The organism is Actinoplanes sp. DH11 (assembly GCF_020873875.1).
Taxonomy (GTDB): domain Bacteria; phylum Actinomycetota; class Actinomycetes; order Mycobacteriales; family Micromonosporaceae; genus Actinoplanes.
On record NZ_JAHWGU010000027.1, the window covers coordinates 104,887 to 126,647 of the forward strand.

The following is a 21,761-nucleotide window of genomic DNA, read 5'->3' on the forward strand; positions in this document are numbered from 1 at the left end:
GTCAAGCCCTGCATCACGACCCCTGTTTTCCGGCAGCCGCCGGCCGCCCGGTCGCCCGACCCCCCCCCGCGGCCGACCATCCTGTTTTCTGTCGCCAATAGTTATTTGGATCAACTCGTTTAGTCGAGTGCGACAAAGATCACAATGGACCTGCGTCACTGTCCGCAATGGTCAGGTCGCCTTTCCGGGGCAGCCCCGATAAAGGGCCGGAATGCACGGAGAGTACGCGATAGATGATCTTCGAAGAGGCGCCCGGTGTTCCGTGACGCGTTGGGACGCAACGGTCAGAACCGGTCACGCTCTACTGTGTCCGACTATTACTCTGCGTTGCTGGCGGATCTTGTGCCGGCTCGGTAACCTTTCCTGGCCGAGCGTTTCTGGGCATCGACCCTTTCCTGCAACTGCGAGCCCGGAACAGGTAGCACCGTGGAACATGTCATTCTGCTCGACGAATCCGGCAACGCCACCGGGCTGGCGGACAAAGGAACGGTCCACACCGATTCCACGCCGCTTCACCTAGCGTTCTCCTGTTACATATTCGATTCCGCAGGCCGTTTTCTCGTCTCGCAGCGGGCGCTGAGCAAGAAGACCTGGCCGGGGATCTGGACCAACAGCGTGTGCGGCCACCCGGCGCAGGGCGAGGCCATCGCCGACGCGGTCCGCCGGCGCGCCGCCCACGAGCTCGGGATGACGCTGGACGAGGTGCGACTGGTCCGGCCGGCGTTCCGCTACCGCGCCGAACTGGACGACGTCGTGGAGAACGAGATGTGCCCGGTCTTCTATGCGACGGCCGGCTCCGAGCCCGCGCCCAACCCGGACGAGGTCGAGGCCGTCCGGTGGGTGCCGTGGGTCGAGTTCGTCGGCTCCGCCTCGGGCGACGGCATCACGTTCTCCCCGTGGTGCCGGCTGCAGATCGAGGAGCTCACCGGGCTCGGCGCCGACCCCGCCCGGTGGCCGGCGGGCGACCCCGCCGACCTGCCCCCGGCCGCCCGCGCCGCGGAGCCGGCCGGCCGGCCCGGGCAACCGGCCTCGCGGTAGTTGTCCGGAGCGGCAGCGCCGCTCCGGATCAACCTCGCTCAGTCCAGGGTGAGCTCAGTCCAGGGTGACGATGTCCCGCCCGAGCGGCCAGAGCGCCGCCGGCACCAGCTTGAAGTTGGCGATGCCGAACGGGATCCCGATGATCGTCACGCACTGGGCGATGCCCGCCGCGATGTGGCCGAGCGCGATCCACCAGCCGAACAGGACCAGCCAGAGAATGTTCGCGAGGCCGGAGGCGACACCGGCGTGCGGGTCGTCGACGATCGTGCGGCCGAACGGCCAGGCGGAGTAGACGGCCAGGCGCAGCGCGGCCACGCCGAACGGGATGGTGACGACGAGCAGGAAGCTGATCAGGGCGGCCAGCGCGTACGCCAGGGCGAGCGCCCACCCGAAGAAGATGAACCAGAGCACGTTGAGGATCAAGCGGATCACCTCTACAGGGTGACGCACCCGCGCCACCCTGCAGGCCCGTCAGGGGATCGGCGGTCAGCGGATGATCGCGGTGCCGTGCCGGCAGCCGGCGCAGCCGACGGCGCTGAGGCCGGTCCAGGTGTTGAGGTCGGAGCTGGTCGCGGTCCATACGCCGCCGTTGGTGTACTTGTCGACGTAGATCCGCCAGCGGCCGTCGTCGAGCCGGACCAGCGACGGGCCCTCGTACCCGCTGGCCCAGAGCGTGCCCCGGTTCACCCAGCCCTCGTACAGGTTGGCCGTGGTGGTCCAGTGCTCGATGTACTTCGTGGTCTCGTTCTTGGTGAACGCGTGCCACGTGCCGCCCGACCTCACCACGTAGGTGTCGATGTGGTTGGTGCCCAGGCCCCACATCTGCGCCGGGGCGGACCAGCTGGTCAGCGCGCTGTTCTGGGCGGTGTAGACGTACGGCCGGAAGCACCACGCGCAGGCCGTGGACGCGACGCTCGCGATGATCCGGACGACACCGTTCTCGACGTAGAACTCCGGCGCCCAGGTGTAGTTGGCGCCCGCGATGCCGGCGTTCACGCTCGCGACGTTCGACCAGGAGGTCAGGTTGGTGCTCGTCGCGATGTTGAAGTAGGTGGAGTTCGTGGTCCAGGAGCGCACGGTGTACGCGATGTAGTAGCGCCCGTTGTGCTTGAGGATGCTCGGGTCGCGCAGCACACCTGTCGGACCGCGGAAATTGGTGTCGGACAGGACGTTGTAGCTGGTGCCGCCGTTGGTCGACTGGTAGACCCAGAGTTCTTGGTCGGCGGCGGCGTCGCCCTTGAAGGTGGTGTAGACCAGGGTGGTGGCCGCCGAGGCGGGATGGGCGTGCATGGCGACCAGACCGGCGAAGGTGGCGAGCGCCAACACGGCAACGAATCGTACGAGTTTCCAGGGCATCGGGGGGTCCCTTCGATCTCGTGTTTCGTTCATGTTAACGATAACAAGATGACTGTCAATGCCTTGTACACGTCACGCGCGGCCGGGCTGGGAGGATCGGCGGGTGACCGTCCACGTTCTCGTGCACAGCCCCGCCGCCGGCCCCGCCACGTGGGCGCCCGTCGCGGAACGCCTCGACCGGTCGAGCACGCCGTCGCTGCGGGGAATCGGTGACGCCGGTCCCCCGTTCGCGCCGGAGGCGCGCGACGGGCCCACCGCGGTCGCCACCCCCGAGCGGCTGGCGTTCCTGCGGGGGCTGGCCACCGCGGGGCGGCTCCCGCCGTGGACCACGTGGTTCGACGAGAGCGAGGTGGCGCCGATGTTCCCGGACGCCCGGACGCGGCAGGCCGTCACCGGGGAGGAGCCGGAGCTGCCGCTCAGCTACTACGAGCAGGTGGTCGCGGTGCCGCCGGGGTGGGACGACGGGATCCGCCTGGGCTATCTGCTGTTCGGGGCACCGTACGACCGGGTCGCCGAGGACGCGCGCGAGCGCGGCTGGCAGGTCTCGCACCTGCCGGGCCGGCACCTGCACCAGCTGGTCGACCCGGACGCGGTGGCCCGGGAAATCGCGCGCCTGGCGGGGTGAGGCGGCCGGGTGGGTGAGGCCGGGCTGGGGCGGGTCAGTCCGGTAGCCGGCGGCGACCGGCGAAGCCCAGGTCGGCCCGGTGGTACCAGGTCAGCGCGGCGTCGCCCTCCAGCCAGCAGAGCAGCACCGGCACGCCGTCCAGGTCGGCGGGGAAGTCGACGAGCAGCGGCGCGACGCCCTTGAGCTCCGCGCCGGTCTGCTGCACCTCGGTCATCAACTCGTTGAGGCGGGCCTCGGCGGCCTTGCGCTCCGGCAGCCCGCCCAGGCCGGTCGGCGCACCGCCGGGGGTCAGCGCGGCGGTGAGCTCGACCAGGTCGGCACGGACGACCACGATCTCGTCGAGCACCGGGCGCAGCCGCTCCACCTCGACCCGCGCCTGCGCCACCGTGAACAAGCCCATGCCCGGAAGTCTGTCACCCGGCCCACCGGCCCCGGCGATCAGGTTCACGGGCGAGGGACGCTCAACGCGATATCGAGATGGCCCCGGTCGGGCAGACGGCGGCCGCCTCCGCCACCGCCGCCCGGTCGGGTTCGCCGGGTTCCGGCCGGAGCAGGAGCACGATGCCGTCGTCCTCGCCCTGGTCGAAGACGGCCGGCGCGAGCAGCACGCACTGACCGGCCCCGCAGCACTTCTCCCGGTCCACGCCAACCTTCACCAGGTCACCACGACCCGCTCCAGGCCGCCGATGATCAGTCCTTCGCGGCGCGGCAGGTCCGCGGCGGGACCGGCGAGGCGCAGGCCGGGCAGCCGGTCCAGCAGGACGGTGAGCGCGGTCTGCAGCTCGGTGCGCGCCAGCGCCTGCCCGATGCAGGAGTGCGGTCCGGCACCGAACGCGAGGTGCGGGTTCGGTGTCCGGGTCAGGTCCATCTCGGCGGGCCGCTCGAACGCGGTGGCATCCCGGTTAGCCGCCGCCATGCTGCTGATCACGGTGCTGCCGGCGGTCAGTTTCACGTCGCCGACCACGGTGTCCTCGGTGATGTAGCGCGGCATCCCGAACCCCGGGTTGGCGTCGAACCGCAGAACCTCTTCCACGGCGGTACGCACCAGGGCCGGTTCGGCGAGCAGCCGCTCCCAGCGGGACCGGTCGGCGAGCAGCATCGCCACCATCTTGCCGATCATGTTGGCGGTGGTCTCGTGCCCGGCGATCAGCAGGCCCTGCGCGGTGCCGATCAGTTCGATCGGGGAGAGTTCGCCACCCGCGGTGAGATCACTTATCAGGTCGTCGCCGGGGCCCGCCCGCTTGGCCTCGATGTGCGCCCAGAGGTATTCGCCGAACTCGAGCTGCGCGGCGTCGATCTCGTCCTGGGTGTACCGGGTGAGGCTGAGCATCGTGTCAGACCAGTGGGAGAACCGGTCCCGGTCGCTGTCCGGCACCCCGAGCAGGTCGCAGATCACCCAGACCGGCAGCGGGAACGCGAAGCCTTTCACCAGGTCCGCGGGCGGTCCCCCGGCGACCAGGCCGTCGATCAGCGACCCCGCCATCGCGGCCATCCGGGGCTGCATCGCGGTCATCCGGCGCGCGGTGAAGTACCGGCCGACCAGGCGCCGCCACTGCTGGTGCGCCTCGCCGGTCGGTGTCATCGCGGACTGCTCGGAGCCGAACACCCCGCCGGACTCCTGGGCGGTGACCCGGGCCGCGCCGTCGGCGTCGAGCTGCCGGGTGAACCGGGGGTCGCCGAGGACCTGGCGCACGTCCGCGTGCCGGGTCAGCAGCAGCGCCCGGTCGCCGCTCGCCAGCCGGATGTCGGCGACCGGGCAGCGGTCGCGCAGGTCCTCCCACTCCGGGGGCGGTTCCAGGGCGGTGGGCTGCGTGAACGGGTACTCCGGTAGGTCGGCGTCCATGACGGCCCCCTCGCAAGACAGTGATTTCCGTCAATCTATGGCGGCCCGCTCCGGTGCACAACGCATCGATCGCTCACGGACGCAGAGAGGCACACTCCGGCGCGCCGTGCACCGCGTCCCGGCCGCCGTCCTTCGCGGCGTAGAGCGCGGCATCGGCCCGCTCCAGCAGCCGTTCCGCGGATTCCACGCCGTCCCAGACGGCGTACCCGATGCTGCACGTCTCCGCGTCCGGCGTGGCCCGGCGCACCCGGTCCAGCACCTCCCGGGCCGCCGGCCCGGACCGCCCGGGCAGCGCGATCACGAACTCCTCACCGCCCCAGCGGGCGATCACGTCGTCGCCGCCGAGCTCGGCGGCGAAGGCCAGGGCCGCCCGCTGCAGCAGCTCGTCGCCGGCCGGGTGACCGTGGGTGTCGTTGTAGCGCTTGAACCGGTCCAGGTCGGCGATCGCCACGGTGAGCGGCCAGGCCCGGCCCGGCTCGGGCCTCGCCACGGTGAGCGCCCCGGTCCGGTCCGGCGCGGGCCGATCGGGAGATCGGCCGGCCTGGGTGAACAGCGCGGCCAGCCGCTCCTGCCAGGCCCGCCGGTTGGGCAGCCCGGTCAGCGTGTCGGTGAACGCCATCTGCTCGAGGCGGCGCAGCAGCCGCTCGTGCTCCAGGGCGAGCGCGGTCTCGTCGGCGAGCATCGCGACGGCACGGGCCCGATGGTCGCCGACCGAGGCGACGAGCCGGGTCCAGCCGACCACCAGCACGGCCACCACGACGCCGCCGGCGATCACCGGCTGCCACAGCATCGACCGGCCCTGGACCAGTTTCAGCAGGGCCGGGGAGACGCGCGGGTCCTGGGTCGCGTCGGGCAGGAAGATCGGCTGCCCGTCGCCGTAGACCCGGGCCGACATCGAGCTGCCGTCCAGCGGTATCCGGGTGCCCACCACCTGCGCGCCGTTCGCACCGGTGACCACCAGGGCCTGCGCGTTGAGCGGTTCCATCAGGCTGACACTGTCCGCCTCGGCCAGCTCACGGACCGCCCCGATGATCGTGCTGCGGGCGTCCTCGCCGGTCCGGATCCGGCGGGCGGTGGCCGAGACCGCGGCCAGCAGCCGGTCCGAGTCGCGGGCCGCCTCCTGCGCCAGGTGCCGGTCGGTGACGTCCTGGAGCTGGATCAGGATCCACTGGGAGCTGCGGCCGACGGTCGGCCACACCCAGCGGGCGGTGCCGTCCGGGCGCACGTACCGGGTCTCGATGCCGGCCAGCGCCTCCAGCTCCGCGCTGCCGGAACCGATCAGCTCCGGTTCGCCGCGGCCGACCAGATCGCAGAAGGCCTGGTTCACGGCGACGAGCACATGGTCGCCGCCGGCGATGGCGACCCCGGACGGGGAGGCGTGGAAGAGGCTGCCGAACCGGTCGGCGACCTCGGCGACCCGGTCCCGGGCGATCCGCAGCTGCCGTTGCCGCCGGCGCAGCGACTCGTGCAGGATCCCGGCGACCATCGCCGAGATGGCGAGCTGCACCGCGTAATGACCGAGCTCGCCGGTGCGGAGCGCGGGCAACCAGACCACGGCGGCGGCCCAGCCCGCGCAGCCCAGGACCAAGGACACGACGAGGGTACGCCGCAAACGCACCGCCGCCCCGATGCCGACGAGCGTGAGCATCAGCGTGCTGGTGTAGTGGATCTGTTCGGTGAGGGTGATCTGGGCCAGGCTGACCAGCACCGGGACGTACCCGAGGTGATCACCGCGGTCGGCCCGGACCCACCACGGGAGCGCGGCCAGTCCGAGCAGGCCGGCGGTGATCAGGGCGAGCAGGGTGGTGGCGTCCCGGGCGTACCCGTCGAGGGTCACGAAGTTGGTGATGCCGACCAGCACGTAGAACATCGCGAACGCGCCCCGCATCCAGCGGATCGCGGCCCGGTCGCCGGATCGGGCACGGTCGTCGGCGGGCGCGCCGAACAGGCGGTGCACACCGCCGCGCTCCCCCCGCTGACCGGCGCTCAAGGCAGTCCCTTCCGTCGCCTCAACGCATGTCGGTCATTATCCGGCGAAACTGATCCCCGACGTCAGGTTCCGCCGTCGCCGGGCCGGAAATCCGCGGGTGCCCGCGCCGTCCGGGACACGCGCGGTCCAGGACACGCGCCGGCCGGGCGCGTCAGCTCAGGTCGAGGGTGCGCAGCGAGGCGTAGGCGCCGTGGTAGGTGCGCGGCCCGATCATCGGCATCAGCGGGTCGCGCAGCCAGGTGGGCAGACCGGCGGCCCGGGAGAAGCGGTCGGTGGCCGTCTGCACGTGGGCGACCCGGGCCCGCCGCTTCGCCTCGAACCGGGCACCGGCGGCATCCCGGTCGCCGCCGGCCAGCAGGTTCGCCAGCACCAGCGCGTCCTCGACGGCGAGGGCCGCGCCCTGCGCCCAGACCGGGGCGGTCGCGTGCGCGGCGTCGCCGATCAGGACGCGGCGGCCGGACGCCCAGGAACCGGCACGCACCTCCTCGATCGGCGAATGGTGCAGCGACGCGGGATCCTTGGCGACGCTGTCCAGGACGGCCCGGACCGGCGCCGGGTAGTCGCGGAACGTGGCGTGCAGCCAGCCCGGATCCGCGCCGACGGTGCCGCCGCCGAGGCCGGACGCGTACCCGTACACCTCGTGCTCGTCCACCGGGATCAGCAGGAACGCGCCGCCCGCGCCGGACCACACCGTCCAGCAGGCGACGCCCGGGTTCGGTGCCATGAACCGCCAGCTCGCCGCGCTGAGCAGCGACTGCCGGGTGCTCGCGGCGCCGGGCAGGCTCGCCCGGACGACGGACCGGACGCCGTCGGCGCCGACGACGAACCCGTACTCCCGCCGCTCGCCGGAATCGAAGATCACCTCCGCGCCCGCCGGTGCCGGGCGCACTTCGCGCACGGCGGCGGGCGAGCGCAGCGGCACGTCCAGGCCGTCGCCGAGGAGGGCCAGAAGATCTTTGCGGCGTACGCATCGCGGCTGCGCCCCCGCACCCCAGAACTCGTCCTCGTCCACCTCGAAGAGCAGCCGGTCCCGCACCGACCGGTACTCCCGGCGGCGCGTGGGCCGCCCCAGGCGCCGCAGCCCGTCACCGACGCCGAGGGCGGTGAGCGCGGTGATCGCGTTGCCGGGCAGGTTGACCGCGAGCCCACCGGTGCCGCTGCCACCGCGCTCGGCGATCTCCACCGGCACGCCGCGGTCCCGCAACGCCCGGGCCAGCGCCAGCCCGGCGATCCCGGCGCCCACCACGAGAACAGATTCGTCCATTTCGGAGATTCTAGGGCAAGCGGCGGTGGGCGAGGACCAGCAGCAGCTCGAAGCGGGCCGCCGGGTCGTCCAGGTCGTCACCGAGCAGGTCACGGAGCCGGTTCAGGCGGTAACTGACCGTTTGCGGGTGCACGAACAGCTCGGCCGCCACCGCCGTCCGCGAACCCCAGTGCCGCAGCCAGCTCTCCAAAGTGCCCAGCAGCTGCTCGCGCTGGCCGCTGCGCAGGTTCGCCAGCGGTGCCAGGCGGTGCGCGGCCAGCACCGCCAGCGCACCCGTCTCACCGCGCAGCGCGAGCGCCGGCAAGTGATCGGCGGCGAAGACCGGCCCCGCACCGCCTGCCCCCGCCGGACCTGCCGCCCGCCCGGCGCCGGCCCCCGCCGGCGCGTCGCTGCCGGACCGGAGCAGGTCGGCGGTCCGTTCGGCGAGGCGGACCGCTTCCGGAACCTCGGCCCAGCCCAGCGCCGGTCCGACCACCGCGCCCCGGCCGTGCAGGGCCTCGGTGAGCGCGGCCCGCTCGGCGCGCGGCCCGGCCCGCAGCAGCAGGACGGCGTCCCGGCCGCGTTCGGCGACCACCCCGTCCGGGCCGAACCGGAACCGCGCGTCCCGGGCCTGGTCCGGCGGCAGCAGCACCGGGACCACCACGTCCAGACGCGGCCAGCCGATCCCGGCCACCGCGTCGCGCACCACGTCCGGGGACGCGCCGCCGCGCAGCAGCAGGTCGGCCACCTGCCGGCGCCGGCGGTCGCCTTCGCCGGCCTGTTCACGCAGCTGCCGGGCCAGGCCGTCGGTGCAGGCCGCGGCGAGTTCGTCGGCGTACGCGCTTGTCGCGTCGGCCAGGTCGATCAGCTCGTCGACAGTGACGGGCCGCTGCGCCGCCAGCGACTCGGAGGCGGTCCGCAGCATCTGCCGGGCCGCGGTGCGCAGCGCGGCCAGCAACATCTCCGGCCCCCGGTTCTCCCGGGCCTCGGCGGCGCCGAGCGCCACGAACACCTCCCGGATCGGTGGCGGCAACGCCGGTTCGCCGGTGCCGGCGAGGTCGAGGAACCGGTCCAGCGCGACCCGCACCGCGGTACGCACGTCGCGCTCGAACTTCGCCCCGCCGGTCTCGGTGTACTCGTGCGCCGCCCGCCCCACCGCACCCGCGATCGCGTCCACCGTGCGGGGCAGCCGGGGACGCATCGCGGCCGCCAGGTCGGTGGGCAGGCGCTGCCAGGGGGTGTCCACAGTGCAATCTTGTCACCCGGTGATAAAGGTCCGGCCGCTTCTTGCTGGTGCGGGAACGGTGAAGTGCGCCCCGGTCGCGACGACGATGACAGCAGTCACACCGCCCACCTCCGATCGGACCCGCCGTGAAACATCAGCTGTCCCGCCGCCACGTGGTCGACATGTGCCGGACGATGCTCAAACGCGGATACCTCAAGGCGACCGAGGGCAACGTCTCGGTGCGCATCCCGGGCCACGAGCTGTACGCGGTCACGCCGAGCAACTACGACTACGACAAGATGCGCGACGAGGACGTCTGCATCGTCGACTTCACCGGCAAACACGTGCCGGACCCCGGTGGTGCGGGCGGGCTGGTGCCGTCGATCGAGTGCGGGATGCACGCGAACATCTACCGCGAACGGCCCGACGTCAACGCGATCGTGCACACCCATCAGCCGTACGCGTCAGCCCTGGCCTTTCTCCGCAAGCCGATCCCGGCGCTCACCGACGAGCAGGTGCGCTTCCTCGGCCGGGAAGTCGCGATCATCGACTACGCGCCGTCCGGCACCGGCTTCCTCGCGAAGAACGTGCAGAAGAAGGTGGCGAGCGGCGACAACGCGTTCATCATCGCCAACCACGGTGTGGTGGCGCTGGGCACCGACCCGGACCGCGCGGTGTTCAACATGGCGCTGCTGGAGAAGGTGTCGATCGCCTACCTGATGGCGCTGACGTCGGAGGCCGGGAAGGTCTACACGATCCCGTCGACGATCCGGGAGATCGCCTTCAGCAAGCTGCGCAAGGACGAGAAGCGGATCGCGGCGCAGATCGTGGACGCGGTCGAGCCGATCCGGGTGCCGGACCTCGAAGAACTCCCCAGCGTCGCGGACGTGCCCGAGACCTCCGAGGGGCTCACGTCCGCCGAACTCGGCTACTCGATCTCCGAGTACCTCGACGTCGACGACACCATGCGCCGGCTGAAAGCCCTGGTCGCCCAGCCCCTGCGCGGTCTGCGCCACGACGCGCTGCTCGACGTGCTCAACTACTTCGAGACCAAGTGCACGGCCAGCAAGGAGATCACCGAGCGGGCCCGGAAGCGGATTCCCGGCGGGGTGCAGCACAACCTGGCCTTCAACTACCCGTTCCCGCTGGCGATCGAGAAGGCCGAGGGCGCCTACCTGACCGACCGGGACGGCAACGTCTACATCGACTTCCTGCAGGCGGGCGGCCCGACGATCCTGGGCAGCAACTACGGCCCCGTCAACGAGCAGGTCGCCGCGGTGATCAAGGAGAGCGGCCCGGTCACCGGCCTCTTCCACGAGTACGAGCTCAAACTCGCCGAGATCATCAACCGGTACATGCCGCACATCGAGATGTACCGGTCCCTCGGTTCCGGCACCGAATCCGTGATGGCCGCGGTCCGGGCGGCCCGCGCGCACACCGGCAAGAAGATGGTCATCAAGGTCGGCGGCGCCTACCACGGCTGGTCCGACACCATGGTGTACGGGCTGCGGGTGCCCGGCACCTTCCGGATGAACGCCAAAGGCATCCCGTGGGGCGCGACCGGACGCACCCGCGAAGCGTTCCCGCACGACCTCGGCATCTTGCGGCGCAAGCTGATCGAGAACCGGGCGCGCGGCGGCACCGCGGCCGTGATCGTCGAGCCGCTCGGGCCGGAATCCGGCACCCGGCCCGTGCCGCACGGCTACAACGCCGCAGTCCGCGAACTCTGCGACGAGTTCGGCACCCTGCTCGTCTTCGACGAGGTCGTCACCGGTTTCCGGACCGGGCTGGGCGGCGCGGCCGGGTACTTCGGTGTCACCCCCGACCTGACCGTCTTCGGCAAAGCCGTCTCCGGCGGGTACCCGATGGCCGGCGGCGTCGGCGGGCGGGCCGACGTGATGAGCGTCTTCGGCTCCGGGCTCGACGGCAAGAGCGGCGCCCACATCCAGGTCGGCGGCACCCTGTCGGCGAACCCGCTGTCCTGCGCGGCCGGGTACTTCGCGATCCAGGAGATGGCCCGGACCAACGCGCCGGTCATCGCGGGGCGCGCCGGCGACCGGCTCACCCGGGGACTGCAACGGCTGATCGACAAGTACGGGCTGCCGTACGTCGCGTACAACCAGGGCTCCATCGTCCACCTGGAGAGCAGCGGCGTGATGCTGCTCGACATGCGCAACCCGGTGAAACTGCTCAAGGAGAACAAGGGCCGCAAAACCCTGATGGAGCAGATGGGCGCCGCGTACGCCGCACACGGCATCATCACCCTCGCCGGCTCCCGGATGTACACCTCGATGGCCGACACCGACGAGGTCATCGACGACGCCCTGTCCCGGTTCGACCAGGTCTTCGCGTTGGTCGAGGGGGTCTGAGTTGGCCGTCCCGCCGCAGGTCCTCGCGATCGACCTCGGCACCTCGGGGATGAAGGCCGCGCTCGTCGCGGCCGACGGCACCGTCACCGGCTGGGCCGAACGGCCGGTGCCGCTCACCGTGCTCCCCGGCGGCGGCGCCGAACAGGACCCGGTCGCCTGGTGGGACGCGCTCGGCCAGGTCGTCGCCGACCTCGGCCGGGACCACGCCGAGCACCTGCGCGCGGTCACCACCATCTGCTCGTCCACCCAGGGTGAGGGCACGATCGCGGTGGACGCGCAGGGACGGCCGCTGACCGCGTGCGTCACCTGGCTCGACATGCGCGGCGCCGCCCATCTGCGGCGCCAGTTCGGCGGGATCGCCTCGTACGCCGGGATGTCGCTGGTGAAGATCGCCCGCTGGCTGCGCCTCACCGGGGGCATGCCGTCCGTCACCGGCAAGGACCCCGCGGCGCACATGCTGTTCATCCGGGACGACATGCCCGAGGTGTACGCGAACACCGCCTCCTTCCTGAACGTCCTCGACTGGATCAACCTGAAACTCACCGGCCGCACCGTGGCCACCGTCGACTCGATCCTGACCTCGTGGGTCACCGACAACCGCAAGGCGGACGCGATCCGCTACGCCCCCTCCCTGGTCGCCGCCAGCGGGATCGACCGGGACAAGTTCCCGGAGATCGTGAAATGCACCGAGGTGATCGGCACGCTCGCCCCCAGCGCCGCCGATCACCTCGGCCTGCCCACCTCGGTGCGGGTGGTGGCCGGCGCCATCGACAACACGGCGGCGGCGATCGGCGCCGGCACGGTCCGCGACAACGAGCCGCACCTCTACCTGGGCACGTCGTCGTGGATCGCGGCACACGTGCCCGCGAAGAAGACCGACGTGTTCAGCGGCATCGCGTCGATCCCGTGCGCCATCCCGGACCGCTACCTGATGACCGCCCTGCAGGCCACCGCCGGCGCCAACCTGACCTGGCTCCGCGACAAAGTCGTCGAATACGACGACCCGCTGGTCAGTGCCGGCCACGTGACCCGCGACGAAAGCTCGATCTTCGAAGCGTTCGACAAGATAATCCCCGCCGTACCGGCCGGCTCCGGCGGCGTCCTCTACATGCCGTGGCTCTACGGCGAACGCGCCCCCGTCGACGACCCGCACCTGCGCGCCGGCTTCCTCAACATCTCCCTCGACACCAGCCGCTCCGACCTGCTGCGCGCCGTCTTCGAAGGCGTAGCCCTCAACACCCGCTGGATGACCAAAGCCGTGGACCGCTTCCTCGGCACCCCGATGACCTCCCTGGTGATCACCGGTGGCGCGGCCCGCTCCTCCTCCTGGTGCCAGATCTTCGCCGACGTCCTGGGCACCGAAGTCCGCCGCGACGCCCACCCCGTCATGGTCAACGCCCGGGGCGCCGGCTGGATAGGCGCCGTAGGAGCCGGCATGATCTCGTTCCCGGAGATCTCCGGCCTGGCCCAGAACGACCAGATCTTCACACCCGGGCCGGACCACGCCCGGTACGACGAGATCTTCGAGATCTACACGTGCCTGCACAAGCAGCTGGCCCCCGTCTACCGGAAGCTGAACTCCTGAGGCCCCTTCCTCGGCGTGCCGTCTCCTACCTCGCCGTGCCGTCCTACCTCGGCGTGCCGCTACCTCGCCGTGCCGTCTCCTACCTCGCCGCCAGGAACTTCGTGGCTTCCACCGCCACGGGTTCGGACGCCATCGGGATCCATCCGTCGAACAGCTTCGTGAAATACGCCCGGTTGCGGTCCCACAGGTCGCGATCCCGGACGATCACATCCAGCTCGTTGACCAAACTCAGGTCGATGAACGCGGTGAGCTCTTCGCCGTCCAGCTTCGTGACCTCACCGGTGAAGCGATCCGCCACCTCGTGACTCTCCGGCAGCCGGGGCCAGGTCCGCTCCCGGTCGCACGAGCCGTACCGGTAGACCAACTCCTCGGCCTCCTCCCCCACCAGCTCACGCAGCTCGTCCCGGCTCCCCCAGAAGACGAGGGCCAGGTCGAAGCCATCCGTCCCGTACGCCGCATGCGTCAACCCCGCCGCCCGCACCGCCGGCCCGTGGCCAAGCTCCCCCAGCTGCTCCTCAACCCGGCAGAGATGCTGGTAGAGGGTGCCACCCGGATGCTTGACGGTGTCCGCGCCACGCTCACGCAGCCATGCCCGCACATCGATATCCCCGCTCATGCTCCGTCAGCCTAGGAGCGCTCAGGCGGCCACGCGGCCCCGCTCCCCCTCCCATCCGTGAGCTGTTGGTCACAGCCGGTATGCCCAACCCCGCCAGCCGCCATCGCCATCGCCATCGCCGTCGCACGTTAGCGCGTGCCGCGTCCGCTTTCCCATGTCATTTTCCTGTGCAAATACTATGTATGCTTAAGTGGATCTCCGTGCCGGATTTGCATGATCCATTGACCGTTGCGGCGGGCGTTCTTGGGGAGCGCGCGAGACAATATTCGTATGACCCGGCAGACACAGCTCTTCACTCGAGCGGAATTAGCCACGATGCGGGATCGGACCGCGTCGCGTCGCTATTCCGCCGAGCGTGACGAATTCCGCCGGGACCAACAACGTCGCTGCGCATGGGGCCTGACACAACGTCATGCTCACAAGCTGCGCCATCTCCAACGAGCCGCCGAGGCCGCCGCCGCGAGCGCAACAGAGACCTGTCACCCGGAGCCCACAAAAGCCGCGCAATCCCGCAACCCGGTTCACGCCTCTCCCCGCAGCCCGGTTCATGCGCCTCCGGCAGCCAGCATGCCACCACGTTCTAAGAAGTCGGATTCGCGCAGTCCTGCACCGCCGAGACCTGCGACCACCTCACGCTCGGGCACGGGAACGCCTTCAAGGCCCACACCTGCCGCGCGTTCCGCAGCCAGCAACAGGACGCCGACTGTCGGCAAGTCCGCAGCGGTATCGGGCTCGAGCCCGCGAAATCCCGGCATTCCGACTAGGGCCATACCAAGCCCAAAATTGACGGGGTTCAGACACGAAGAGCCAAATTCCAAATGGCTGATCAGTGGCCGGTTCGTGGGCCACGATAAGCCCGTGTCACTTTCGCTGGCCGCTTTTTCGCCGACGAGCAATGGACTTTCCATTGTGCCACTCAGGGAGTGGAGAGCTTCAACGAGCACGAGGCCGGCCTCGAACAATCGATCACCATTTCCGTCACCGGCATCACCGCCACCGAACGACGTCGATCACGCTTGTGCCGGCTTGCTCGCGGTGACGGAGGGTCCCGGGCCGCCGCGCAATACGTGTCCGCATGGCAGCCGCGCACCACCTTCCGTGCTGAGCGCGGGGCGTCCGACGAAACCGTCTTGCCCGTGACCTGTTCACACCTCACCGGTTCGGCTTCGGGCACATCTTCCTGCCCGCGATCTGTTCACATCTCACCGGTTCAACTTTGGGCACGTCTTCGTTGTTCGGCCGCCCGGCCGGCACCCGTCCGCGCTTTTCTTCGGCTTTATGGGCGACCGCGGCCATGCGGGGTCAGGTCCAGCGGGGCGGTCGGGTGATGACGCCGCGCTAAGGGGCGGCCGTGGCCGTTGGCGCTGCTGCAGCTGTTGGCGTCGCCGGCGTCGATGGGCTTGTTGCTGCTGCGATTTCCAGGGCTGCTCGGCGGGGATCGTGGTTCCAGCGGCTCGGGAAGGCGTCGATCAAGTGCCATCCGGCTCGGTGCAGTGCGGTTTGCCTGGACAGGTGGGCGGCCGGTCCGTCGGGGTGGATGCCGCACAGTACGCCCGTCACCTGGGACGGTGGTCCTACACAGAGGTCTACGTGCCAGGTGCCCACTCGGTAGCCGGGGCGTACCGGCACGTCCAGCCGGCGCAGCTCGGCGCTGAGTTCAGCCGCCCAGCCGGCGGGCAGGACAGCGGCGCGATCCTCCGGCTTCGGCTCCGCGAGGGGAGGTGCGCCCACGGCTGGCTGCTCACGGAAGGATGATCCGGCTCCAGGCTGCCGGCGAAAGGACGAACCGGATGTCGGTGGGACATGCGACGGCGAGCCCGACCCTGGTTCCTCGGGCGAGGGCGGACCGGCTGCTGCCGGTTCGTGGGGCGGAGGAGGAGGGGCGGGCGGGGATTGTGCGTACTCCAGGAAGTCCTTCAGCAAGCCGTCCGGGGACGTCAGGGCGCTGAGCACCACCAGGCGTTTCCGAGCTCTGGTGACCATCACGTTGAAGAGTTGGGGGTCGGTGACGAAGCGGCGCCTGCTGGGGCTGTCGGCATCGGACAGGGCGAGGGAGACGACTACCGCGTCGGCTTCGCTGCCCTGGAAGGCGTGGACGGTGCCGACCCGCAGGCGCAGGTCTTCGATCTGTTCAAGGCGCATCGAGGAGAGGAAGGCTGCTTCCAGAGCTTCCGCCTGCGCACGGAACGGGGTGATCACGCCGATGCCCCGGTACCCGGCTGAGGCCAGTTCGGCGACGGCACGCAATGCCGCCTCGACCTCGGCTGGCGAGGCCGCAGAGGCAGTGACAGGCGCGGAGGCGGTGGCGGTGGCGGAGGCGGGCGCGGAGTCGGCGGAGGCGGGCGCAGAGGAGGAGGGCGACACGGGGATCACGTCGATGGCGGGTGACATGTCGGACAATGGCGTTCTGGTCATCACGGACACCCGGCCGCCGTAGAAGCGGTCCGCCGAGAAGCCGATCAGGTGCGGCACGCTGCGGTAGTGGGCGCCCAGCCACGTCACCGGTGCGGCTGCGGCGGCGAGGTCGTAGGTGCTCACCCGGCGTACGTCCAGGGCGTCGGCCGGGACGTCGTGCCTGGTCAGCACCTCGGTGACGTCGACGTCGCTGACGAAGGAGACGAAGCGCAGCTGGCGTGGATCGCCCACGACCAGGGCTCGGCGGGCCCGGGCCAGGACCGGTGCTGCCCGGATCTGGTCCACGTGCGACGCCTCGTCGATCACCACCAGGTCGAAGAGGCCCGGCGCCGGGGGCAGCAGGTCCTCGACGTCGGCGACCGTGCCGATCCAGAGGGGCAGCGCCCGCACCAGGGGCGGCGCGTCCAGCTGGGCCAGCAGTTCGCGGCGTCGGTTGCGGCCGGCCCGCAGCGCGGCGGCGAGGGCACCTGCGGCCCGGCGGGCGTCCCGGTCCCACCGTTTCGCGCTGCGCGCACTGTCGCGCATCGCGGCGCCGACCGCTTCGCGCAGCGCCTCCTCGGCCTCGTGCAACGCGGCCCAGTGCGGGTCGAGCTGGGTGCCGCCGGTCGCGGCGAGGTGCGCGGCGGCACGCTGCGCGGTGGCTGCGGCGAGGGCTTCGGTCACCCGTTCCGGTGGTACGCCGGGACGGGGCCGCAGCTTCGACCGCAGCCGACGGCGTGCCCACCAGCCCTCGCGCGAGCGCCATTCCTCGATGCGGGCCAGATCCACGGCGTCGTCGAACGCGCCCGGCACATCGACGGCAAGGCCCGGCAGCAGCGGTTCAAAATCGGTCAGCTGGGCGGCGCGGAGTTCCAGGTCAAGGGCTTCGGTGAGTACGGTGCGCTTCGCCCGTACGCCCGAAATCGCGGCCTGGACCCGATCCTGGCCGGCGCGGAGCCGCTCAGCGCTCGCGCCCTGCTCCGCGCCCGCGGTGAGGCCGGCCTCGAGGTCGGCGCGACCGGCCGCGTCGCCGAACAGAACCGGGACCGGACCCGGGTAGCGGCTCAGCAACCCCGCCAGGACCTCGGCGGCGTGCGATGACTGCGTCGCGACCAGTACGGAACCGCCGCGCTGGACCACCTCCAGGGCGGCCGCGACGACGGTGTGGCTCTTGCCGCTGCCGGGCGGACCGGAGACCACGGTGACCGGGGCGGTCCGGGCGCGGGCGACGACGCGGGCCTGCTCGTCGCTGAGCGGAAGAGGGGAATGTACGGGTTCGTCATCGTCCGGCAGGTCCGCCCGGTGCTCGCCGTAGACCGCGGCCAGCGCCGTACCGCTCACGTCCCGCCCGGCCCAGCTGCGCAAACTGTCGCTGAGGCCGACGCCGAAGACGTCGCGCGCCACATACAGCGCGGCGGCAGCCACCAGAACCAGCCGGTCCTTCGGCAAGCGCTGACCGGAATCGGTCATGGCGTCGAACGGGAAGCCCGTCGCCTCGGCCGCCGAACGCAGCCAGGCCCGGCTGCCGATCGCCTCCAGCCAGCCCGGCGCGGCCAGCCCCGGCGCGGCCTCCATGGCAGCGGCCAGATCCCGGTCACCGATCAGCGGCGTGATCTCCAGGTCGCCGGCCGGGACCACCCGGTATCCGGTGAGCGCCCGCTCCAGCCGCACCGGCTGACTGAGCAGCGGAAACCGGACCTTCCGCGACCGGCCGTCGATCATCGTGGTGCCGGCCAGGAAACCCCAGCCCCGGTGCAGGACCCGCTCCTCCCGGTGCAGCGCGTCCAGCGCGGCCAGCCGATCCGTCGCGGCCTTGCGCGGCGCCTTCTCGGCGGTGTCCAGCCAGACCAGCGCCTGCGAGCCGCGGGTGACGTCCAGCGTCCGCTCGGCGGTGGCCGGCGCCAGCTCGGCGAGTACGGCGAGGACGGTGGACGGCTGCATGGCGCCCGAGGTTACCGCCCCGGATCACCCCGCTTCCGACAGTCCCACCCGGCGGCCGGCGGCGGCTGACGGGCGGCGGGCGAGGCAGAGGGGGCGGCGTGGTGTTGCTTGCCCTCGGCTCGGATGCGGTCCCGGGACAAGGGGCTGCGGTCGGCTGCATTGGCTCCGCGCAGCGGTGTTGATCTGCTAGCGGTGCGAAATCGCGGTTTTGCCCCCTTGATCACAGCGATTTCGTAGCGCTAGCAGATCAACATCTCGCCAGGGGCGGCGCGTCCGGCGCCGCTGGGGCCGGAACCCGGGGGGCGGCGGGCGCCGGGCGGGGTCGGACCGTGGTACGAGGCGGGCGGCCGGGCGAGGTGGAACAGTGGAGGGAGGTCAGCGGGAAGGGAGGCCCAAGCGCTCCAGGGTGGTGCGCAAGGTGTGCCGGCCGGCGAGGGATTCCGGGCCGCGCAAGCGGGTCAGGACTCGGTCGGTCCAGGCGCCGCGCAGGCCGAAGCGGGTGTTGTAGGCGGCAAGCGTCGCGTCGTAGGCGGGGATGTGCTCGTCCGCCGCCGCCGCGTCGTAGAGCTCGTGGTGCAGCACTGCCGCCTGCGGCAGCCGGGGCTTGACGTCGGCCTGTTCGGCGGGGTCGGGTTCGCCCAGCGCCAGCCCGAAGGCGGCGACCGTGTGCGGGGGAAGGTGCAGTTCGGCGGCCACCTTCTCGGGGTGGTCGCGGAGGCCGCCGACGAAGACCGAGCCGAAGCCGAGCGAGGCCGCCGCCACCACGGCGTTCTGGGCTGCCAGCGCGGTGTCGACGAAACCGACAAGCGTCGACTCCAGGTAGTCCGCCCCGTCCAGGGGCACCCCGGCGCGCTGGGCCAGCCGCCGGGCGCGGCCCAGGTCGGCGACCCAGACGAGGAAGAGGGGTGCCTGGGCTACGAACGCCTGGTCGCCGGCGAGGGCGGCGAGGCGTTTCTTGCGGTCCGGGTCGCGGACCGCTACGACGCTCCACGGCTGGAGATTGGAGGAGGTGGCCGCTGACTGTGCGGCGGCGACGATCGCGGTGAGTTCGTCACCGGTGACGTCGCGCGGGCCGAACCGGCGCACCGAGCGGCGAGCAAGCTGCAACGCCAGGACGTCGCTGGTGACGGCCGGGCCGGTGGCAGCGGGACCGTAGCGGGCGGTGAATGACATCGGGGCTTCCTCCGGGCTTGTCGATCATCGCCATTCTGATCCGGGGCGGCAGCCGGCCACGCCACCGGGTGGGACCGGCACACCGGCAGGGCAACCGCGTAAGACCGGCGCACCGGCAGGGCAGCCGGCCCGCGACCGGATCAGTGGGCGGCCGGGGTCAGGATGTCGCCTACGCGGGTGAGCAGCTCGGCTGCGGTGAACGGCTTGTGCACGAGCGGGTCCGAGCCGTTCAGGCCGTAGCGGTCGCGCAGATGCGCCTCGCTGTAACCGGACATGTAGAGCACGGCCAGCCCCGGGCGCCGGGCGCGCAACCGCTGGGCCACCGCGGGCCCGGCGTGGTCACGCAGCACCACGTCGGTGACCAGGAGCGCTACGTCGTCCAGGTTCACGTGGACCCAGGTCGTCCTCGTCGACCGGGACGGTGCGGTAGCCGTGGGAGTCGAGCAGGCGTACCACGAGGTCGCGTACCTGTTCGTCGTCCTCGACCACCAGCACCCGCTCACCGTGGCCGGGGCGCGGCGGCTCGCCGGTCGCGTCGTCGTCCAGGCGGGCCGCCTCGTCCGCGGCGACGGGCAGCAGGATCCGGAACGTGGTGCCGATGCCCAGCTCCGACTCCACGCCGATGTGCCCGCCCGCGTCGCCGACGATGCCGTACACGGTGGCCAGTCCCAGCCCGGTGCCCTGGTCGGCCGGTTTGGTGGTGAAGAACGGCTCGAAGAGGCGGTCGCGCACCTCGGCCGTCATCCCGGTGCCGGTGTCGCTGACGGTCAGCCTCGCCCAGTGGCCGGGCGGGTCGGTGAGCTGCGCGATGTCGGTCTCGGCGACGACCACGCCGCCGGTCGGCATCGCGTCCCGTGCGTTGATCACCAGGTTGAGCAGGATCTGGTCGAGGCGGCCCCGGTTGGCGTGCACCGGCACCGGTCGGTCGCACCGGCGGCAGACCAGGCGGATGTCCTCGCCGATGGTACGGCTGAGCAGCTCCTCGCCCTGCACCACGACGTCGTTGAGGTCGACCACCTCCACCTGGGTGGGCTCGCGTTTGGCGAACAGCAGCAGCTGGCCGGTCAGTGACCGGGCCCGATCGGCGGCGTCGCGGATCCGGGCCAGGTCGTCGGCCGCCTCCCCGGTGACCTCTTCGGCGACGAAGTCCGCGTAGTTCATGATGATCGCGAGCAGGTTGTTGAAGTCGTGCGCGACCCCGCCGGCGAGCTGGCCCAGGCTTTCCAGCCGGGCGGCCCGCGCGGACCGTTCCCGCGCTTGCAGATGCTCGGTGACGTCACGTTCGGTGGCGGCCGCGGCGACCACCACGCCGGCGGCGTCGCGGATCGGTGACACGATGACACTGACGACGAAGGTGGTGCCGTCCCGGCGTACCCGGATGGTCTCGTCCTGCTGGATCTGCTCGCCGGCGGCAAGCCGGTCCAGCGCCAGCCGCAGCCCCGGGCCCGCGCCGTCCGGGAGCAGATCGGTGATCGGCTTCCCGATGACCTCACCGGCGGTGTACCCGTAGATCCGCTCGGCGCCGCCGTTCCACGCGGTGATGATCCCGTCGAGCGTGCTGGCGATGACCGCGTCCGACGACTGCTCGACGATCGCGGCGAGCATCTCACGCTCCCGCACGACCTCGGAAGATCGCTCCCGCACGACCTCGGAGGATCGCTGCCGGACGGCATCAGCAAGGCGGGTGCGGGCCAGGCCGATCACCGCGCCGGCGGCCTTGATGGCGTACGCGGAAAGCCGCTCGCCCGCCGATACCAGGCGTTTCATGAGCAGATGACCTTTCCGCGTAAACAGTACCTTTCTGTGCTACTGGATACCGATAGCGTAATCCCGCCCGGCGCCGCCCCGATGCCGATTCGCCGCCGCACTGATTGGGACAGGATCATTGGGGGTACGAGGAATACGTCCTGTTTGCCGGATCGAGGAGATCTGATGAGTGCTGTCGCCAACCCGGCCACCGTCGAAGAGTGCCTGCGCGTGGGTGCGGGTTTCTCGCAGAGTGACCGGACCTGGATCGTCGAGATGCTCGGCACGCTTGACGCCCGGCTCGCCGGGTTCCACGCCGACGCCACCGAACTCGAGATCATGGTGAAGGACCGCAGCGCTCGTGGCCAGCATGTCACGCTGAACTGCTGGATCGGCGGCCGCGAGAAGATCGTGACGACGTCGTCCGAGGAGGACCTGCACGCCGCCGTCATGGACGTGCGCGACGACCTGCGCCGGCGCCTCAACGACGCGAAGACCAAGCAGGAGCCCCGGCACAACCGGCACCTGCGCGACGTGCCGCAGCCCGACGCGGACGCCGCCGAACTGCAGGTCTGATTTCCGCCAGCCTACGGGCCGCCGGGCACGGTTTGCTTCCG

At 71.3% G+C, this 21,761-nt stretch carries 19 protein-coding genes; 5 read left to right on the forward strand and 14 right to left on the reverse strand.

What is annotated here, in order from left to right:
• Positions 1-426 precede the first annotated feature (426 nt).
• A complete protein-coding gene (gene idi, locus LPA41_RS31595; RefSeq protein ID WP_229074716.1) occupies positions 427-1,038 on the forward strand; it encodes an isopentenyl-diphosphate Delta-isomerase in 612 nt (203 codons plus the stop codon).
• Positions 1,039-1,092: 54 nt separating this feature from the next.
• On the opposite strand, the gene LPA41_RS31600 is transcribed toward idi, so the two are convergent.
• Together LPA41_RS31600 and LPA41_RS31605 are read right to left on the reverse strand one after the other, a co-directional pair.
• A complete protein-coding gene (locus LPA41_RS31600) occupies positions 1,093-1,470 on the reverse strand; it encodes a YccF domain-containing protein (RefSeq protein ID WP_229074717.1) in 378 nt (125 codons plus the stop codon).
• A 54-nt stretch (positions 1,471-1,524) separates the two neighbouring features.
• Complete coding sequence (locus LPA41_RS31605; RefSeq protein WP_229074718.1) at positions 1,525-2,394, reverse strand: family 43 glycosylhydrolase; 870 nt, start codon at positions 2,392-2,394, stop codon at positions 1,525-1,527.
• Positions 2,395-2,497: 103 nt separating this feature from the next.
• Between LPA41_RS31605 and LPA41_RS31610 the strand changes: the two genes are divergently transcribed.
• On the forward strand, positions 2,498-3,019 hold the full coding sequence (locus LPA41_RS31610; RefSeq protein ID WP_229074719.1) for an alpha/beta hydrolase: 522 nt from the start codon (positions 2,498-2,500) through the stop codon (positions 3,017-3,019).
• Positions 3,020-3,053: 34 nt separating this feature from the next.
• Here the strand turns inward: LPA41_RS31610 and LPA41_RS31615 are convergent, their stop codons facing one another.
• From LPA41_RS31615 to LPA41_RS31640, 6 genes are all read right to left on the reverse strand, one after another.
• Positions 3,054-3,419, reverse strand: a complete 366-nt coding sequence (locus tag LPA41_RS31615) for a DUF2203 domain-containing protein (protein WP_229074722.1) — start codon at positions 3,417-3,419, stop codon at positions 3,054-3,056.
• Positions 3,420-3,480: 61 nt separating this feature from the next.
• Positions 3,481-3,675: a ferredoxin gene (locus LPA41_RS31620; RefSeq protein WP_374238232.1), complete on the reverse strand. Its 195-nt coding sequence runs from the start codon at positions 3,673-3,675 to the stop codon at positions 3,481-3,483.
• Entirely contained in the window at positions 3,672-4,862 is a 1,191-nt protein-coding gene (locus tag LPA41_RS31625; RefSeq protein WP_229074723.1) for a cytochrome P450, read from the reverse strand. Before LPA41_RS31625 ends, LPA41_RS31620 begins: the two co-directional genes overlap by 4 nt.
• 73 nt (positions 4,863-4,935) lie before the next feature.
• Complete coding sequence (locus tag LPA41_RS31630) at positions 4,936-6,852, reverse strand: sensor domain-containing diguanylate cyclase (protein WP_229074725.1); 1,917 nt, start codon at positions 6,850-6,852, stop codon at positions 4,936-4,938.
• A 151-nt stretch (positions 6,853-7,003) separates the two neighbouring features.
• Entirely contained in the window at positions 7,004-8,116 is a 1,113-nt protein-coding gene (locus LPA41_RS31635) for an FAD-dependent monooxygenase (protein ID WP_229074726.1), read from the reverse strand.
• A 10-nt stretch (positions 8,117-8,126) separates the two neighbouring features.
• On the reverse strand, positions 8,127-9,341 hold the full coding sequence (locus tag LPA41_RS31640) for a helix-turn-helix domain-containing protein (protein WP_229074728.1): 1,215 nt from the start codon (positions 9,339-9,341) through the stop codon (positions 8,127-8,129).
• Positions 9,342-9,466: 125 nt separating this feature from the next.
• Here LPA41_RS31640 and LPA41_RS31645 point away from each other — a divergent pair, with 125 nt between their 5' ends.
• On the forward strand, positions 9,467-11,689 hold the full coding sequence (locus LPA41_RS31645; protein ID WP_229074729.1) for an aminotransferase class III-fold pyridoxal phosphate-dependent enzyme: 2,223 nt from the start codon (positions 9,467-9,469) through the stop codon (positions 11,687-11,689).
• Position 11,690: 1 nt separating this feature from the next.
• The gene (locus LPA41_RS31650) at positions 11,691-13,274 is read left to right on the forward strand and encodes an FGGY-family carbohydrate kinase (protein WP_229074731.1); all 1,584 of its coding nucleotides are present in this window, start codon (positions 11,691-11,693) and stop codon (positions 13,272-13,274) included.
• 79 nt (positions 13,275-13,353) lie between these two features.
• On the opposite strand, the gene LPA41_RS31655 is transcribed toward LPA41_RS31650, so the two are convergent.
• The 6 genes from LPA41_RS31655 to LPA41_RS31680 all read right to left on the reverse strand — a co-directional run bounded on the left by LPA41_RS31655 (position 13,354) and on the right by LPA41_RS31680 (position 21,165).
• Complete coding sequence (locus LPA41_RS31655) at positions 13,354-13,890, reverse strand: DUF6817 domain-containing protein (protein WP_229074732.1); 537 nt, start codon at positions 13,888-13,890, stop codon at positions 13,354-13,356.
• A gap of 545 nt (positions 13,891-14,435) precedes the next feature.
• Positions 14,436-14,852 (reverse strand): hypothetical protein, encoded by a 417-nt coding sequence (locus LPA41_RS31660; RefSeq protein ID WP_229074734.1) that lies wholly within the window; start codon positions 14,850-14,852, stop codon positions 14,436-14,438.
• Positions 14,853-15,228: 376 nt separating this feature from the next.
• On the reverse strand, positions 15,229-18,225 hold the full coding sequence (locus LPA41_RS31665; protein WP_229074736.1) for an AAA domain-containing protein: 2,997 nt from the start codon (positions 18,223-18,225) through the stop codon (positions 15,229-15,231).
• Positions 18,226-18,600: 375 nt separating this feature from the next.
• The gene (locus tag LPA41_RS31670; protein ID WP_229074739.1) at positions 18,601-19,398 is read right to left on the reverse strand and encodes a nitroreductase family protein; all 798 of its coding nucleotides are present in this window, start codon (positions 19,396-19,398) and stop codon (positions 18,601-18,603) included.
• 140 nt (positions 19,399-19,538) lie between these two features.
• Positions 19,539-19,787 (reverse strand): response regulator, encoded by a 249-nt coding sequence (locus tag LPA41_RS31675; protein ID WP_229074741.1) that lies wholly within the window; start codon positions 19,785-19,787, stop codon positions 19,539-19,541.
• Positions 19,738-21,165: a PAS domain-containing sensor histidine kinase gene (locus LPA41_RS31680; protein ID WP_229074743.1), complete on the reverse strand. Its 1,428-nt coding sequence runs from the start codon at positions 21,163-21,165 to the stop codon at positions 19,738-19,740. The genes LPA41_RS31675 and LPA41_RS31680 overlap by 50 nt, the downstream gene beginning before the upstream one ends.
• A gap of 165 nt (positions 21,166-21,330) precedes the next feature.
• Here LPA41_RS31680 and LPA41_RS31685 point away from each other — a divergent pair, with 165 nt between their 5' ends.
• Positions 21,331-21,720, forward strand: coding sequence for an HPF/RaiA family ribosome-associated protein (locus LPA41_RS31685; RefSeq protein ID WP_229074744.1), 390 nt, complete (start codon positions 21,331-21,333; stop codon positions 21,718-21,720).
• Positions 21,721-21,761 lie beyond the last annotated feature (41 nt).